The organism is Azospirillum sp. VT-I1 (assembly GCF_055698305.1).
Genome location: NZ_CP168800.1, coordinates 1,932,886 through 1,947,648, shown reverse-complemented (window position 1 = coordinate 1,947,648; position 14,763 = coordinate 1,932,886). Strand labels below are relative to the sequence as shown.

The following is a 14,763-nucleotide window of genomic DNA, read 5'->3' as shown; positions in this document are numbered from 1 at the left end:
CCTGCGGTCGCAGGCGAGCGGGGCTTCTTCGCCCCGCACGTTGATTCGGCGGTTGGACCTGCCTAAATTCGGACCGGTCGACGGGATTTCCGATCCGCGTCGGCCGAGTGCGAAACGACGGCCCAGAAGAGACCGCCCGGCGTCCATGATCAACGAGCTGAACCAGCGATCGCGCGAGATTTTCCGGCTGATCGTCGACGCCTATGTGGCGTCCGGCGAACCGGTCGGCTCGCGCACCATTTCGCGGCGGCTTGGCATGGCCTTGTCGCCCGCGACCATCCGCAACGTGATGGCCGACCTGGAGGAGCAGGGGCTGCTCTACGCCCCGCACACCTCCGCCGGCCGCATCCCGACCGATGCCGGCCTGCGCATGTTCGTCGACGGCCTGCTGGAGATCGGGTCGCTGACCGAGGACGAGCGTGCCTCGATCGAAGCGAAATGCTCCGCCTCCGGCCGCGCCTTCGCCGACGTGCTGGGCGAGGCGTCGGCCATGCTGTCCGGCCTATCGCACTGCGCCGGCCTGGTGATGGCCCCCAAAACCGACCGCCCGCTGAAACATATCGAGTTCGTGTCGCTCGGCCCCGGCCGCGCCCTGGTCGTCCTGGTAAACGAGGACGGTCTGGTCGAGAACCGGGTGATCGAGGTGCCGATGGGCGTCCCCACCTCCACCCTGCAGACGGTGTCGAACTTCCTCAGCGCCAAGCTCGCCGGCCGCACGCTGGAGGAGGCCCGGCAGGAGGTCCTGCAGGAGATCGAGCAGCAGAAGACCCAGCTGGACGAGCTGTCGCGCAAGGTGGTCGCCGCCGGGCTGGCCACCTGGGCCGGCAGCGGCGGGTCGAACGCCGGCCAGCTGATCGTCCGCGGCCAGTCCCGCCTGCTGGAGGACGTCACCGCCCTGTCGGACCTGGAGCGCGTGCGCGCCCTGTTCGAGGCACTGGAGACCAAGGAGACGATGCTGCGCATGCTGGACGCCACCGGCCGCGGCGACGGCGTGCAGATCTTCATCGGGGCGGAGAACGTGCTGTTCAACCACTCCGGCTGTTCGATGATCATCTCTCCCTTCCAGAACAGCCGCGAGCAGGTGATCGGCGCCATCGGGGTCATCGGCCCGACCCGCATCAACTACGCCCGCATCATTCCGCTGGTGGATTACACCGCCAAGGTGGTCAGCCGGCTGATCGGCTGACCGCCCCCACCTCGCCTCAACTCCCCGCCATATCGACCAAGCAAGAATTGAGAAAACCATGAGCGAAGAGCAGAACAAGCCCGCCGACGCCACCGTGGAGCCGACCGAGGCCGCCGCCGAGACCGCAAACACGGCCGCCGCCGGTGCAGATACCGGTTCGCCCGAGGACCGCGTCGCCAAGCTGGAGGCCGAGGTCGCCAGCCTGAAGGACCAGCTTCTGCGCGCCATGGCGGAGACGGAGAACACCCGCCGCCGTGCCCAGCGCGACCGCGAGGACGCCAGCAAGTTCGCCGTGTCCAGCTTCGCCAAGGAGCTGGTGTCGGTCGCCGACAACCTGCGCCGCGCGCTGGAAGCGGTTCCGGCGGAAGGCCGCGAGAAGGACGAGATGCTGAAGGGCCTCGCCGTCGGCGTCGAGGCGACCGAGCGCCAGCTGTTCGCCGCCTTCGACCGCGCCGGCATCAAGAAGCTGGACCCGGCCGGCGAGCCGTTCGACCCGAACTTCCATCAGGTGATGTTCGAGATCGAGAACACCGGCAAGGCCGCCGGCACCGTCGTCCAGGTGCTGCAGCCCGGCTACACCATCCACGGCCGCCTGCTGCGCGAGGCGATGGTCGGCGTCGCCAAGGGCGGTGCCGGCGAGGCTGGCGGGCAGCACGTCGATACGAAGGCGTAATGATATAGCCTCTGCAAAGATCCCGGTGCCGCGGCGATGCCGCCGGACCGGGATCTTCGCGTTTGCGGGATTGGGGATGCTACCGGTTGACGCTCGGCGGGAAATTGCCTAGGGCTTGCGGACGATCCATTCGGCCGAGCAACCGGAGCCGCGTCCCATGCCCAAGAGCGTCCTGACCGTCGACGATTCCAAGACCATCCGCGACATGGTCGGCTTCACGCTGAAAGGCGCCGGCTATGAGGTGGCGGAGGCATCGGACGGCAATGCCGGGCTGGCGCTGATCAGCCAGCGCAAGTTCGACTGCATCATCACCGACCTGAACATGCCCGGCATGGACGGGCTGGCCCTGACCCGCGCCATCCGCGCCTCGGCCGTCAACCGCGCCACCCCGGTGCTGCTGCTGACCACCGAAGCCGACCCCGCCAAGAAGACCGCCGGCCGCGAAGCCGGCGCCACCGGCTGGCTGGTGAAGCCCTTCAATCCGGAAAAGCTGGTGGAGACGGTGCGGAAGGTTTGTCCGTAAGCGATCTGATTGCCCCCTCCCCATCCCTCCCCGCCAAGGCGGGAGAGGGGGCCGGAGCTTAGCGAGAGTGATGCAAAGGAGGGGCGGCAGTCCCCTCTCCCGCGATCGGACCGGCCTTCGGCCGGCAGAGGGCGGGGGAGGGCTAGGGAGGGGGCATCCGCCGCGCCACCAGAAACTCCCCCTCCGGGTCATGCGCGGCAAAGCTCTGCTGCGCTTTGCCGCGATCGGCGACGGCATAGCAATAGACGCAACCGTGCGGACAGCTGTCATAGTCGCCGATGTCGCGGCTTTCGGCGCACAGGCAGCCGGGGCGGTTGCCCTTCTCCCGCGCGGGCACCGCATGGCCCGCCACGTCCGACAGCCGCGCCGCATCGACGCAGCGCGCCGGCGCCGTGCCGGGCGTGTCCACCAGTTCCGGCTGGGTGCAGAGCGTCAGCGCCATCCCCTCCCCCGCCGCGATCCCGGCCAAATCCGCCAGAAGCGCGCGCTTCTCCTCCGCCTCCGGATCGCGCCAGCCGATGCCGGCGGCGGCGAGGTTGCGGGCGGTCTTGCGGTAGGGCTGCAGGAAGGACACCACCACCTCGTCGGTCACCCCGCGCAGCGAACGGGCGATGGCGGCGAAGGTCTCGCGGTGCCGGTCCGGCGGGGTGGCGTCGGTCAGCACGATGGGGTCGTAGCGCCAGACCGCCGCCCGTGGCCCCCAGCGCTCGCGCACCCGCGCCATGTGGCCGACGGCGGTCTCCCAGGCCGGGACCGAGCGTTCCAGGGCCGTCGGCAGGCCGGTGACGCTGTACTGCACGAGGAACGGAAAGCCCCGCTCCGCCACGCTGTCGAGCGCGCCGAGGAAGGGTCCCAGATTCTTTGTCCAGAAGATGAAGCCGTCGACCGCCGGCCGGGTCAGGTCGATGCGGTAGGTCTGGCCGCCATAGGGATTGACCATCCGGCAGTAGCCGGCGTCCAGGCGGTTCAGGAACCAGCGCCCGTAGAAGGCGGGGATGTCGGTCTTGTAGCTGGCGGAGACGATCATGCAGCCAGCATGGGAATGCCGGCCCGCAGTATCAAGGGCGGGCCGGCATCAACCACGGGCGGGCCTTACTGGACCGCGCGGACTTCGACCACTTCGGGGATGTAGTGGCGCAGCATGTTCTCGATGCCGTGCTTCAGCGTGGCGGTGGAGCTGGGGCAGCCGGAGCAGGCCCCCTTCATCGCCAGATAGACCACGCCCTTCTCGAAGCCCTGGAAGGTGATGTCGCCGCCGTCCTGGGCGACCGACGGGCGGACGCGGGTGTCCAGCAGTTCCTTGATCTGCTCGACGATCTCCTCGTCGTCGGCGTTGGACGCCGCGGCATGGCCGTCGCCGCCGTCCTCCAGCAGGACCGGGCGGTCGGCGGTGAAATGCTCCATGATGACGCCGAGGATCGACGGCTTCAGCAGGAACCAGTCGCGCGCGTCGGTCTTGGTGATGGTGATGAAGTCGGCACCCAGGAAGACGCCGACGACGCCCTCGATCTCGAACAGGCGCTGGGCGAGCGGCGAACGGGCGGCATCCTCGCGGCTGGTGAAGTCGGCGGTGCCGCGTCCGAGCACGTCACGCCCCGGCAGGAACTTGAGAGTCGCCGGGTTGGGCGTCTGCTCGGTCTGAATGAACATGGTCTGGTCCTCCATCGGCGGCGGAATGGAACCGCCGGCGCGCCCGGGATTGGGCCGCGGCACGATTGGGGGAAATTTGGGCCGAAACGCCGGGCGGATCAAGGACCCGGGCTGTGTGGGTATTGGGCGTCCGGCATGCGCGGCTATCCTTACCTGCGTGCCCCGCTCAGGTGATCGCGTCCAGCGCCTCGTTGCTGAGGCCGCCGGGGACGATGGTCAGCGGGATGCGCAGGCGACCAAGCCCGCGGCCGGTGTAGTAGGAGATCAGCGGTCCGGGGCCTTCCGGGTCGGTGCCGGCGGCGAGCACCAGGATGGAGATGCTCGGCTCCTCCGCGATCAGGGACAGCACCTCCTCCAGCCGGTTGCCTTCACGGACATAGAGCGCCGGCAGGGTGCCGGTCAGCTGGTTGACCTCGCGCGCCAGCTTCTGCAGCTTCTGCTCCGCCTCGGCGCGCTGTTCCTCGCGGATCAGGTTCTCCACCGCCAGCCAGTGCTGCATCTCGCCCTGTTCCAGCACGGTCAGCAGCGCCACCTTGCCGCCCGACTTGCGGGCGCGCAGGCAGGCATAGCGCAAGGCCACCTTCAGTTCGGGGCTGTCGTCCACCACCACCAGGAAGATGCGCACCGGCTTGGCCGCCTGCGCCTCCGGCTGGGATTGGGGGTTTTCGGGCGTGGGAGTCTGCGTCGCGTCGGTCATCTCGGTTACCCTCTCGGCTTAGACCCGGCGGAATGCGGCGCCGGCCGCCCAGCCGGCCGCGATGGCGCCGATGACGGCGGCCACCCCGTAGGTGACCGGGCGGTTGCGGGCGAAGTCCGAGACTTCGGCGCTGAACCCGATCTTGGACACCACCAGCGGCGTGGTCTGGGCGCTGACCACGTCGCCGTCACGAATCAGCAAGGCTTCGACATTGTACAGCCCGGTCGGGACGTTGGCCGGAAAATAGATGTTGGTGCGGAACAGCCGTTCGCCCAGGAAGGCGACCTGCCCCATGGAGATGGCATACAGCCCCTGGCGCTGCTTGTTGCGGATCAGCGCGCTGCGGTAGGCGGCAAGCTCCTGCGGCGGCAGGGTGGCGTCGGCCGGCAGCTGCAGCTGCGGCAGGCCAAGCTGATGGCGCTCCAGCACCGGGCGGCCGACCAGCTGGTCGAGCGGGCGGCTGACCGCCACCGTGTAGAAGCTGGGCACCTGGTCGAAGCGCAGGCTGTCGGTGTTCATCCACATGCCGGCCACCCGCTCCTTGCGGCGGACGGTGGCGGGCGCCCGCGGGCCGGTGACGACGATGGCGACGTCGCCCGCCCCGTCGGTGGTGCCGAACAGCACGACCTCCGTGCCGGTGAAGCCGGTGGTGATGGCGATCAGGTGGCTGGACAGGTCGGCGACCAGTTGCTGCGCCCACACCGTCGCCGCCACGGCACCGCCCAGCAGCAGCCCGGCCAGCGCCGCCACCCCCTGCACGATCAGGCGCTTCGTGGGCCGGCCTTTCGCCCTCTCGGCCATCACCGCACCCCCATGGTCAGGGTGAACAGGTCGTCGGGGCGCGAGAACAGGTCCCAGGCCAGCTTCAGCGCCACCGCCACCACGATCGTCGCCAGCGCCAGCCGGGCGTTCTCGCCGCGCAGCCGGCTGCCGGCCTTGGTGCCGAACTGCGCGCCGACCACGCCGCCGATCAGCAGCAGCAGCGCCAGCATGGCGTCCACCGTCTGGTTGGTGGCCGCCTGCAGCAGGGTCGCCGCGGCGGTGGTGAAGATGATCTGGAACAGCGAGGTGCCGGCCACCAGACCGGCGGGCATGTTCAGCAGATAGATCATCGCCGGCACCAGAAGGAAGCCGCCGCCGATGCCCATGATCGCCACCAGCATGCCGCCGACCGCGCCGATCCCCGCCGGCAGCAGGGCGGAGATGTAGAGCTTGGAGCGCTGGAAGCGCATCTTGAAGGGCAGGCCGTGCAGCCAGATGTGGCGGTGCAGCTTGCCGCGCTTGGCCGTGGGGGCGCGGCGGCGCAGGATGGCGCGGCTGCTCTCCACCAGCATCATCCCGCCGATGGTGCCCAGGAAGAAGACGTAGGACAGGGTGATCGCGATGTCGATCTGGCCCAGCCGCTGCAGGATGCCGAAGATCCACACCCCCACCGCGGTGCCGACCACGCCGCCGCCCAGCATGACGACACCCAGCTTCACGTCGACATTGCCGCGCCGCCAGTGGGCCAGCACGCCCGACACGCTGGCGGCCACCAGCTGGTTGGCCTGGGTGCCGACGGCGATGGCCGGGGGAACGCCGATGAAGATCAGCAGCGGCGTCATCAGGAAACCGCCGCCCACCCCGAACATCCCCGACAGGAAACCCACCAGCCAGCCCATGCCGAGCACCAGCAGCGCGTTGACCGACATCTCGGCAATCGGCAGGTAGACTTGCATGGAGGGACGATCTGTCGGAAGCGGCGGGAGCGGCAGCTTACCCGAGCCCGCGCGGTGGCGGAAGACCGCAGCGCCGGCCTTTGGGGCTAGGACCGCGGCGGGAAAGGGTCAGGACACCGCCGCATGGAAGAAAACCTGATAGCCGGCCTTGTGCGGGAAGACGTGCTCGGCCTCGCGCCGGGCGGACTGCATGTCCAGCGCATGCACCACGATCCGGTTGCCGTAGCGCCATGCCGGGTTCACCGGCTTTCCCGCGGCGCGGGCGGCGGCGGCGACGGTGGTGTCGTACTGCACCTCCGCCCGGAATGTGCGCCGGTTGGCGCCGGGCGTGCCGAGGATGTGCAGGAAGACCGGCGGCTCCTTGTCCAGCGTGTCGATCTGGCGCTGGAGATGGTTGACCCGCTGTTCGGCGGCCGACAGGCGGCCCTTCGCCTCGTCCAGCCGGCAGGCGAGGTCGGCCAGCGCCTCCGACTCCGCGCGCTGGCGTTCCTTCAGCGGCACGACCGACCGCCGCATCCGCTCCAGCCCGGCCGCCCGTTCCCAGCCGCGGCGGAAGCCGACCCAGCACAGATGGCACAGCACCGCCAGCGCCGCCACCAGCGGGACCACCGAGTCGAGGATCGTCCGCACCGCCTCCATCACCCCACCATCCCCGTGCTTCCCGCCCGTCCGTGGCACGCCCATTGCTGAACCGCCGTAGGTCGGGCACGCAGCAAGGAGCGTGCCGGAGGAGCGGAGGAACGGTAAGGGTGCGCGTGGACGCTACGACACGGGAGATGCGGCGATGACGTCGGACGCACCGCTGCTGCTTGTCCTGGAGATGGTGATCCTGATGGCCTGCCTCAGCTGGGTCACCGTGTCGATCATCCGGATCGGCAATCGGATCGCCTCGGTCCAGCGCCGCAAGTCGCAGCTGCGCCAGGGCCGGACGGAGCTGACCCAGACCACCGAGGCGCTGCGCCGCGACATGCGCCGGCATGAGGCGGAGCTGCGCCAGACCGAAGAGGCCATCGCCGTTCGCAACGCCCAGGCGGAAGAATTGCAGTCCCGGCTGAACGACCTTCGCCGCCATGGTCCCCGGGAATACACGCTGATGAACGAACGGTTCGGCGACAAGGACCGGCTGTGGCTGCTCACCGTGCCGCGGCCGGACCGGCCGGAGCGCTGGGCGGTGGCCGCCCCGGACAGCGGGACGGCGATGGCGCTGCTGTGCGCCAGGATCACCGTGCCGGAACGGCCGGTGGTGGACGACCAGCTGAACTAGAGTCCGTCAGATGCTTACTGAAGCATCTGACGGACTCTAGCCTTTTGATTTTCCGTGCGATTCACGCTTTAGACGGTTCCGTCTGAACCGATCGCACTCTAGCGCGAAAACGGAACCGGCCGCAGTTGCAGAATGCAACGCGGCCGGCAACGTCGTCGCGAAATGACGCGCATTTCGCGCTTACAGGACGCCCTTCGAAGCGACCAGCTCGCGCAGGTTCACCTCCGGCCGGGCGCCGACATGGCTGATGATCTCCGCCGCGGCGATGGCGCCCAGACGGCCGCAGACCGCCGGAGACAGGCCGCGGGTGTGGCCGAACAGGAAGCCGGCGGCATAGAGGTCGCCGGCACCGGTGGTGTCCACCACGCGCTCCACCGGCTCCGCCGCCACCTCGACCACCTCGCCGGCCGACACGATGACGGCACCCTTCTCGCTGCGGGTCAGGGCCGCGGTCTTGCCCAGCCGCTTCACCGCGGCCAGCGCATCCTCGAAGCTGTCGGTGCCGTAGAGGGCGCCGATCTCGTGTTCGTTGGCGAACAGGATGTCGACGTGGCGTTCCACCAGATCGAGGAACTCGGCATGGTGGCGGTGGACGCAGAAGCTGTCGGACAGCGACAGCGACACCTTGCGGCCGGCGGCGTGCGCGATCTCCGCCGCCTTGCGGAAGGCTTCCTTGGCGCGGGGCGGATCCCACAGATAGCCTTCCAGGTAGGTCACCTGCGAGCCGGCGATCAGTGCCTCGTCGATGTCCTCCGGGCCAAGCTCCACGCAGGCGCCGAGATAGGTGTTCATGGAGCGCTGGGCGTCCGGCGTCACCAGGATCAGGCAGCGCGCCGTCGGCGCCCCGCCCACCAGCGGCGCGCTGTCGAAGGCGACGCCCGAGGCGCGGATGTCGTGGCGGAACACCTCGCCCAGCTGGTCCTTGGCGACCTTGCCGATATAGGCGCCGCGACCGCCCAGCATGGCGATGCCGGCCATGGTGTTGCCCGCCGAGCCGCCGGACACCTCGACGCCTGGACCCATTCGGCCGTACAGCTCCTCCGCCCGGGCGGCGTCGATCAGCGTCATCGCCCCCTTCTCGATGGTGTTGGCGGCGAGAAAGGCGTCGTCGGCGTGGGCGATCACGTCCACGATGGCGTTGCCGATGCCGGTGACGTCGTAGGCGGCATCGTGGATGGAACTGGCCATGGGCTTTCCTGACAGGTCTGGCGGTGAAGGCGATGTTGCGGCGCGAGTATAACCGTGGCCGCTCACATCACAAGTGCGGCTCCTGGAAGCACTCCCGATGGTCTCCGGCCGCACCGGCGATGCGAGTTACTTGCATGATGAAAGTGACTATGCCACTGTCGCCGTCATGCAACGCACCCGACTGGCCGATGTCCCCTGTCCCATCGCCCGCGGCCTCGACGAGGTCGGGGAATGGTGGTCCCTGCTGATCCTGCGCGACGCGATGCGGGGACTGACGCGATTCGACGAATTCCAGCGGAGCATCGGACTCGCCACCAACATGCTGACCCGCCGCCTGCAGGCTCTGGTCGAGGCCGGGCTGCTGGAAAAACGGCCTTATCAGGAGCGTCCGCTGCGCCACGGCTATCATCTCACCGACAAGGGACGGGATTTCCTGCCGGTGCTGGTTGCCATGGCCGACTGGGGCAGCCGCTGGCTGCTGCCCGGCGGGGCGTTCCGGCTGGTCGACCGCGAGACCGGGCAGCCCATTGACCCGGTGCTGGTCGACCGGAACAGCGGCGAAACGGTCCGACCGGAACGGCTGCGCGCGGAAATGACGATCCCTGAAAAGGACGAAACGGAATGAGAAGAGTCGTGGTCACCGGTCTGGGCGCGGTTACGCCGCTCGGCGCCGGCGTGGTGCCGAGCTGGCGCGCCGTTCTGGACGGGCGGAGCGGCATCCGGGCGCTGACCGGGATCGATGCCGCCGACCTGCCCTGCCGCATTGCCGGACAAGTGCCGGAAAGCGGCGACGCCGCTTTCGACGCGGATGCGATCGTGCCGCCCAAGGACCAGCGCAAGATGGACCGCTTCATCCTGCTGGCGCTCGCCGCTGCGGAGGAAGCGGTGTCCGATGCCGGCTGGCGCCCGTCGGATGCCGAGGCGCAGGAGCGCACGGGCGTGATGATCGGCTCCGGCATCGGCGGCCTGCCGGCTCTGGCCGACGCGGCGCTGACCCTGCACGAAAAGGGGCCGCGCCGCATCTCGCCCTTCTTCGTGCCGTCGACCCTCATCAACCTCGCATCGGGCCATGTGTCGATCCGATACGGCTTCCGCGGGCCGAACCACGCCGCCGTGACCGCCTGCGCGACGGGGGCGCACGCCATCGGCGACGCCGCCCGGCTGATCGCCATGGACGATGCCGACGTCATGCTGGCCGGCGGCAGCGAAGCGGCACTCTGCCGTCTTGGGCTGGCGGGCTTCTGCGCCGCCCGCGCCATGTCCACGGGGTTCAACGACGACCCGGTCCGCGCGTCCCGACCCTGGGACCGCGACCGGGACGGCTTCGTGATGGGCGAAGGGGCCGGCGTGCTGGTGCTGGAGGAGCTGGAGCATGCCCGGCGGCGCGGGGCAACGATCTATGCCGAGGTCGCCGGCTACGGCCTGTCGGGCGACGCCTATCACATCACCTCCCCGGCGGAGGACGGCAACGGCGCCTTCCGCGCCATGCGCGCCGCGCTGAAGCGGGCGGGACTTGCACCGGATGCCATCGATTACGTCAACGCCCACGCCACCTCCACCCCGGCCGGCGATCCGGTGGAGATCGCGGCGGTCAAGCGCCTGTTCGGCCCGGCGGCGGCCGGCCTTTCCATGTCCTCCACCAAGTCGGCGACCGGCCATCTTTTGGGGGCGGCGGGCGCCGTGGAGGCGATCTTCGCCATCCTGGCCCTGCGCGATCAGGTGGCTCCGCCCACCCTGAACCTTGAGGCGCCGTCTGAGGGCTGCGACCTGGATCTCGTGCCGCTGCGGCCGAAGGAGCGGCGCATCCGTCACGTCCTATCCAACAGCTTCGGCTTCGGCGGAACCAACGCCGCGTTGGTGTTCAGCCCGGTGGCCTGATGGGGTGACGGAAGGGGGACTGGAACCAGGAGCCCGGCCACCGTAGATATGCGGGCGGCCGCGCGCCCTTCTCCCACCGCCTTACGGACCGTCGATGATCCGCGCCCTTTTCCTCGCCTTCTCCCAGCTGTCCGACCCGCGCGTGCGCCGGGTGGTGTGGACGGGGGTGTTCGTCTCGGCGCTCACCTATGCGCTGCTGGCCGGGGGGACATGGTGGGCGCTGTCGGTGACGCCGCTCAGCGGCTATGTCTGGCTCGACACCATCATCGACGTGCTGGGCGGGCTGGGGGTGCTGGTGGTGGCGTGGCTGCTGTTCCCGGCCACCGTCGGCATGGTGTCGAGCTTCTTCCTGGACGAGGTGGTCGAGCGCGTGGAGGCACGCCACTATCCCGCCCTGCCCGCCCCGCGCCAGGCCGGCCTGATGGAGGAGCTGGCGACGGCCCTGCGCTTCCTGGTTCTGGTGCTGGCGATCAACCTGGTGGCGTTGCCGATCTACATCTTCGCGCCGGGCCTGAACCTGATCGTCTTCTACACCGTCAACGGCTATCTGCTGGGGCGGGAGTATTTCGAGATGGTCGCCCACCGGCGGCTGGACCGCGCGTCGGCGCGGATGCTGCGGCGGGCCCGGCCGCTGAAACCTTTTTGGCCGGGGTCGCCATCGCCTTTCTTTCGACAATCCCCTTCGTCAATTTGCTGGTCCCGGTCGTCGCCAGCGCCTTCATGGTTCATGTCCTACAGTCCATGTCGGCTCCCCTTGCGGCGGGCCGGACGACCGTGATACGCCGCTAGGCGGCACGGCCGCACATCGTCGCCTGCCCGGCGGCGCCCTTCCGGCACCGGGCCTCCAGACTCCCGGCCCATCCCGCCACCCGTAAGTCCAGATTGGGGGAACCGCTCATGCTGTTCGGACGAAAGACTCCGCCCGCCGCTCCCAAGGCCGACAGCCCCGCCCCGCCGCAGCCGGGTGCCCGTCCGTACGCACCGGGCGAGGCCGGCGCCGTCTCCTCGCCGCTCGCCTCGCTGAACAATCCGGTTCCGGGCCAGATCCCCGGGCACATGCCCGGACAGATGCAGGGCGGCGACCCGTCGTCCGCCGTCGCAGCCGGTGCCGCCGCACCCAGCATGGCCCATGCGCTGGCCGACGCGCAGCACGCCGCACCGGCTTATCCCGATATGCCTTCCGCCTCGAAGGGACCTGACATGAACAGCATTCCCAAGCCCCCGACCGCGCCGTCCGTGCCCGGTGCCGGCTTCAAGACCGATGTGCCGCGCCGCGTCGTCGACATGCCGGGCGCTGCCCCGCGCCAGCCGTCGATGCCCGTCGGCACCCCGGCGGCCCCGGTCGCCGCCGCTCCGGTTGCGCCCGCCCCGGTCGCCCCGGCCATGCCGGAGCAGCGCCGCCTGACCGTCGGCCGCGACATCTCCCTGACCGGCGAGATCGGTTCCTGCGACGTGCTGGTGGTCGAGGGCACGGTGGAGGCCAAGCTGCGCGAGGGCCGTCTGGTCGAGATCGCGGAGAGCGGCCTGTTCAAGGGCTCGGTCGACATTGAGGAAGCCGACATCGCCGGCCGGTTCGAGGGCGACATCGCCGTCCGCGGCCGTCTGACCGTGCGCTCCACCGGCAAGATCACCGGGTCGATCCGCTTCGGCGAGCTGGCGGTCGATGCCGGCGGCCAGCTGATCGGCGACATCCAGATCTACGGCGCGGGCACCAAGCCGGCCGCCGCCCCGGTCCCGGCTCCGGCGCAGGTCGAGCAGGCCCCGACTGCCGAAGCGGTCTGACCTGCTTCAAGTGTAAGAAAAGCCCGGCTGGCTTCCGCCATGCCGGGCTTTCTTATGTCCGGACGCGACCCAGCGGCCACGGATCAGGCGATGATCTTGTCCTTGAAGGCGCAGAGGTCGGCCACCGGGCAGATCGGACAGTCGGGCTTGCGGGCCTTGCAGACATAGCGGCCGTGCAGGATCAGCCAGTGGTGGGCATGGCGGCGGTAGAGCTTCGGCACCGCCTTCAGCAGCTTCGCCTCCACCGCGTCCGGCGTCTTGCCGGGAGCGAGCCCGGTGCGGTTGCCAACGCGGAAGATGTGGGTGTCGACCGCGATGGTCTCCTCCCCGAAGGCGACGTTCAGCACGACGTTGGCGGTCTTGCGGCCGACGCCGGGAAGCTGTTCCAGCGCCTCGCGGTCGCGCGGCACCTCGCCGCCATGGCGTTCGATCAGCAGTTCCGACAGGCGGATGACGTTCTTGGCCTTGGTGTTGAACAGGCCGATGGTCTTGATGTAGTGGCGCAGCCCTTCCTCGCCCAGCGCCACCATCTGCTCGGGCGTGGTGACGACCTTGAACAGCGGGCCGGTTGCCCTGTTCACCCCGACGTCAGTCGCCTGGGCCGACAGGACGACCGCGACCAGCAGCGTGTAAGGATTGACGTATTCCAGCTCGCTCCGGGGTTCCGGGTTGGCGGCGGACAGGCGGCGGAAGAATTCCTGGACGGCGGCGGGCTTCATGGCCGCCACCATAGCCGCAACGGCCGGGGTTGCGCCAGCGCCGGAGAGCCGTCGGCGAAGGGCATGCCAAACTGCAGCGCCGCATCGCAGATTGCGACAGAAATCGAGGGAAATCACACCAATCCAACAGAATTCGTCGCAGGAATGGCGCTTCTCCCCGGATCCGGCGGTGGCGTATGATTTGCTGTCCGGCAAGACACCGGCCGAACGCCTGTGCCTGAACCATGGATCTTCCAGGTTGTATTGCTCGGTCCGGAAGAGGGTATATGGATATGACCGCGTCTTATCTTGTGGAAATCGAGGATTGGGGCCTGCATGTCCGGTTGCAGGGCTCGCTGTCGATCGGCGAACGCGACGCCGTCGCCCGGCAGGTGGAGGTGCAGTGCGCCAATCTGGGCAGCCGCGGCACGCCGTGGAGCAGCCTGATCGAGTTCGACCGGTTCGAGATCGACGATTTCCGGCCCGAGATCGTCGTCGCCCTGATGAGGCTGGCACGGCGCTGTGGCCAGCTGCGCTGCGCGGTGGTGATGACCGACTGGCACTGGGCCTCGGTGATGGCCGACGCGATGATCGCCGCCGGCACCGAAGATCAGGCGCGGATCTTCGTTCAGGCCGTTGGCGATACCGCGGAGGCGCCGGTGGAGGACCCCGCCGGCGGGATGCCGGCCGGCGACCTCGCCGGGATGGACAGCGCCATGGCCTGGGTGCTGCACGGCGGCGCCGTGCCGATGGTGTCGAAGGCGGCATAACCGCGCCGTCCCGACGTTTTTCGCCATGCCACCTTCAGTGGGCGGTTTTCAGCGGACGGTTTCCAGCAGGCGGTTTTCAGCGGCGCGCCGGTCGTCTAGTATGGCCGCCATGCCCATCGACATCTCCGACTCCCGGCCCGGCGACCAGCCGCAAGGCCGGCCGGACGGTCAGGCCGGCGACGCTCCCCAGGGGGACGGCGCCGGAAGCGGTCCCGTGCGCGTGTTCTTCGACGCCATCCTCCACCCCCACCGCAGCCTGGGCCGCAACGGCTACCGGGTGCTGATGGCGGTGGTCATCCTGCTGAATCTGGTCGTCGCCGGCATCTTCGTCGCCAACGGGGCGTGGCCGGTGGTGCCCTTCTGCGGGCTGGACGTGCTGGCCCTGTGGCTTGCCTTCCGCGTCAGCTACCGCTCCGCCCGCCAGTATGAGCGGGTGCGGCTGACCGAGACCGCGCTGACGGTGCAGCGGGTCCACTGGAAGGCGCCGGAGCGGCGCTGGTCCTTCCATCCCTACTGGCTGCGGATCACCCACGATGAGCGGGCCGACCATGACCGCCGCGGTCCGGCCGGTCAGGTCACGCTGAGTTCGCACGGCCAGTCGGTGGGGGTGGGGAGCTTCCTGTCGCCGGACGAGCGTTCCAGCTTCGCCCGCGCCCTGGACGACGCGCTGCGCCGCTGGCGCCGTCCCCCCTGCCCGCCGGCACCCGCCGGGTGAGGATGGCGGCGGGGCGAAGGC

General features: G+C 69.5%; 18 protein-coding genes. 10 read left to right on the top strand and 8 right to left on the bottom strand.

All coding sequences use genetic code 11. From position 1 onward, the window contains the following. The first annotated feature begins 145 nt into the window (after nucleotides 1-145). From hrcA to AB8P05_RS09445, 3 genes are all read left to right on the top strand, one after another. Nucleotides 146-1,186 (top strand): heat-inducible transcriptional repressor HrcA, encoded by a 1,041-nt coding sequence (gene hrcA, locus AB8P05_RS09455; protein WP_455172970.1) that lies wholly within the window; start codon nucleotides 146-148, stop codon nucleotides 1,184-1,186. Between the two features lie 58 nt (nucleotides 1,187-1,244). After that, nucleotides 1,245-1,859 carry a nucleotide exchange factor GrpE gene (grpE, locus tag AB8P05_RS09450; RefSeq protein ID WP_472757754.1) on the top strand — a complete coding sequence of 205 codons (615 nt, stop codon included), beginning with the start codon at nucleotides 1,245-1,247 and terminating at the stop codon, nucleotides 1,857-1,859. A 157-nt stretch (nucleotides 1,860-2,016) separates the two neighbouring features. Then, nucleotides 2,017-2,382, top strand: a complete 366-nt coding sequence (locus tag AB8P05_RS09445; RefSeq protein WP_455172968.1) for a response regulator — start codon at nucleotides 2,017-2,019, stop codon at nucleotides 2,380-2,382. Between the two features lie 142 nt (nucleotides 2,383-2,524). On the opposite strand, the gene AB8P05_RS09440 is transcribed toward AB8P05_RS09445, so the two are convergent. From AB8P05_RS09440 to AB8P05_RS09415, 6 genes are all read right to left on the bottom strand, one after another. Then, nucleotides 2,525-3,409: a DUF1848 domain-containing protein gene (locus AB8P05_RS09440; RefSeq protein WP_472757753.1), complete on the bottom strand. Its 885-nt coding sequence runs from the start codon at nucleotides 3,407-3,409 to the stop codon at nucleotides 2,525-2,527. A 65-nt stretch (nucleotides 3,410-3,474) separates the two neighbouring features. Further along, nucleotides 3,475-4,032 carry a NifU family protein gene (locus AB8P05_RS09435; protein WP_063636273.1) on the bottom strand — a complete coding sequence of 186 codons (558 nt, stop codon included), beginning with the start codon at nucleotides 4,030-4,032 and terminating at the stop codon, nucleotides 3,475-3,477. 166 nt (nucleotides 4,033-4,198) lie between these two features. Further along, complete coding sequence (locus tag AB8P05_RS09430; protein ID WP_472757752.1) at nucleotides 4,199-4,729, bottom strand: universal stress protein; 531 nt, start codon at nucleotides 4,727-4,729, stop codon at nucleotides 4,199-4,201. Between the two features lie 18 nt (nucleotides 4,730-4,747). Next, complete coding sequence (locus AB8P05_RS09425; protein ID WP_472757751.1) at nucleotides 4,748-5,530, bottom strand: TIGR02186 family protein; 783 nt, start codon at nucleotides 5,528-5,530, stop codon at nucleotides 4,748-4,750. Beyond that, nucleotides 5,530-6,447 carry a sulfite exporter TauE/SafE family protein gene (locus tag AB8P05_RS09420; protein ID WP_455172964.1) on the bottom strand — a complete coding sequence of 306 codons (918 nt, stop codon included), beginning with the start codon at nucleotides 6,445-6,447 and terminating at the stop codon, nucleotides 5,530-5,532. The genes AB8P05_RS09425 and AB8P05_RS09420 overlap by 1 nt, the downstream gene beginning before the upstream one ends. 108 nt (nucleotides 6,448-6,555) lie before the next feature. Then, on the bottom strand, nucleotides 6,556-7,086 hold the full coding sequence (locus tag AB8P05_RS09415) for a hypothetical protein (RefSeq protein ID WP_472757750.1): 531 nt from the start codon (nucleotides 7,084-7,086) through the stop codon (nucleotides 6,556-6,558). 145 nt (nucleotides 7,087-7,231) lie between these two features. Here AB8P05_RS09415 and AB8P05_RS09410 point away from each other — a divergent pair, with 145 nt between their 5' ends. Next, nucleotides 7,232-7,711, top strand: coding sequence for a hypothetical protein (locus AB8P05_RS09410; protein ID WP_472757749.1), 480 nt, complete (start codon nucleotides 7,232-7,234; stop codon nucleotides 7,709-7,711). 180 nt (nucleotides 7,712-7,891) lie between these two features. Here the strand turns inward: AB8P05_RS09410 and AB8P05_RS09405 are convergent, their stop codons facing one another. Continuing rightward, nucleotides 7,892-8,899 carry an adenosine kinase gene (locus AB8P05_RS09405; RefSeq protein ID WP_472757748.1) on the bottom strand — a complete coding sequence of 336 codons (1,008 nt, stop codon included), beginning with the start codon at nucleotides 8,897-8,899 and terminating at the stop codon, nucleotides 7,892-7,894. A gap of 97 nt (nucleotides 8,900-8,996) precedes the next feature. Here AB8P05_RS09405 and AB8P05_RS09400 point away from each other — a divergent pair, with 97 nt between their 5' ends. The 4 genes from AB8P05_RS09400 to AB8P05_RS09385 all read left to right on the top strand — a co-directional run bounded on the left by AB8P05_RS09400 (nucleotide 8,997) and on the right by AB8P05_RS09385 (nucleotide 12,559). Further along, entirely contained in the window at nucleotides 8,997-9,524 is a 528-nt protein-coding gene (locus AB8P05_RS09400; protein WP_472757747.1) for a winged helix-turn-helix transcriptional regulator, read from the top strand. Continuing rightward, the gene (fabF, locus tag AB8P05_RS09395) at nucleotides 9,521-10,777 is read left to right on the top strand and encodes a beta-ketoacyl-ACP synthase II (protein WP_472757746.1); all 1,257 of its coding nucleotides are present in this window, start codon (nucleotides 9,521-9,523) and stop codon (nucleotides 10,775-10,777) included. The genes AB8P05_RS09400 and fabF overlap by 4 nt, the downstream gene beginning before the upstream one ends. Before the next feature lie 94 nt (nucleotides 10,778-10,871). Further along, nucleotides 10,872-11,555: an EI24 domain-containing protein gene (locus AB8P05_RS09390; RefSeq protein WP_472757745.1), complete on the top strand. Its 684-nt coding sequence runs from the start codon at nucleotides 10,872-10,874 to the stop codon at nucleotides 11,553-11,555. Between the two features lie 119 nt (nucleotides 11,556-11,674). Continuing rightward, nucleotides 11,675-12,559 carry a bactofilin family protein gene (locus tag AB8P05_RS09385; protein ID WP_472757744.1) on the top strand — a complete coding sequence of 295 codons (885 nt, stop codon included), beginning with the start codon at nucleotides 11,675-11,677 and terminating at the stop codon, nucleotides 12,557-12,559. A gap of 83 nt (nucleotides 12,560-12,642) precedes the next feature. Here the strand turns inward: AB8P05_RS09385 and nth are convergent, their stop codons facing one another. Beyond that, nucleotides 12,643-13,278 carry an endonuclease III gene (gene nth, locus AB8P05_RS09380; RefSeq protein WP_472757743.1) on the bottom strand — a complete coding sequence of 212 codons (636 nt, stop codon included), beginning with the start codon at nucleotides 13,276-13,278 and terminating at the stop codon, nucleotides 12,643-12,645. 272 nt (nucleotides 13,279-13,550) lie between these two features. Between nth and AB8P05_RS09375 the strand changes: the two genes are divergently transcribed. Continuing rightward, on the top strand, nucleotides 13,551-14,027 hold the full coding sequence (locus AB8P05_RS09375; RefSeq protein WP_472757742.1) for a hypothetical protein: 477 nt from the start codon (nucleotides 13,551-13,553) through the stop codon (nucleotides 14,025-14,027). A gap of 100 nt (nucleotides 14,028-14,127) precedes the next feature. Then, entirely contained in the window at nucleotides 14,128-14,742 is a 615-nt protein-coding gene (locus AB8P05_RS09370; RefSeq protein ID WP_472757741.1) for a DUF2244 domain-containing protein, read from the top strand. Nucleotides 14,743-14,763: the final 21 nt, after the last annotated feature.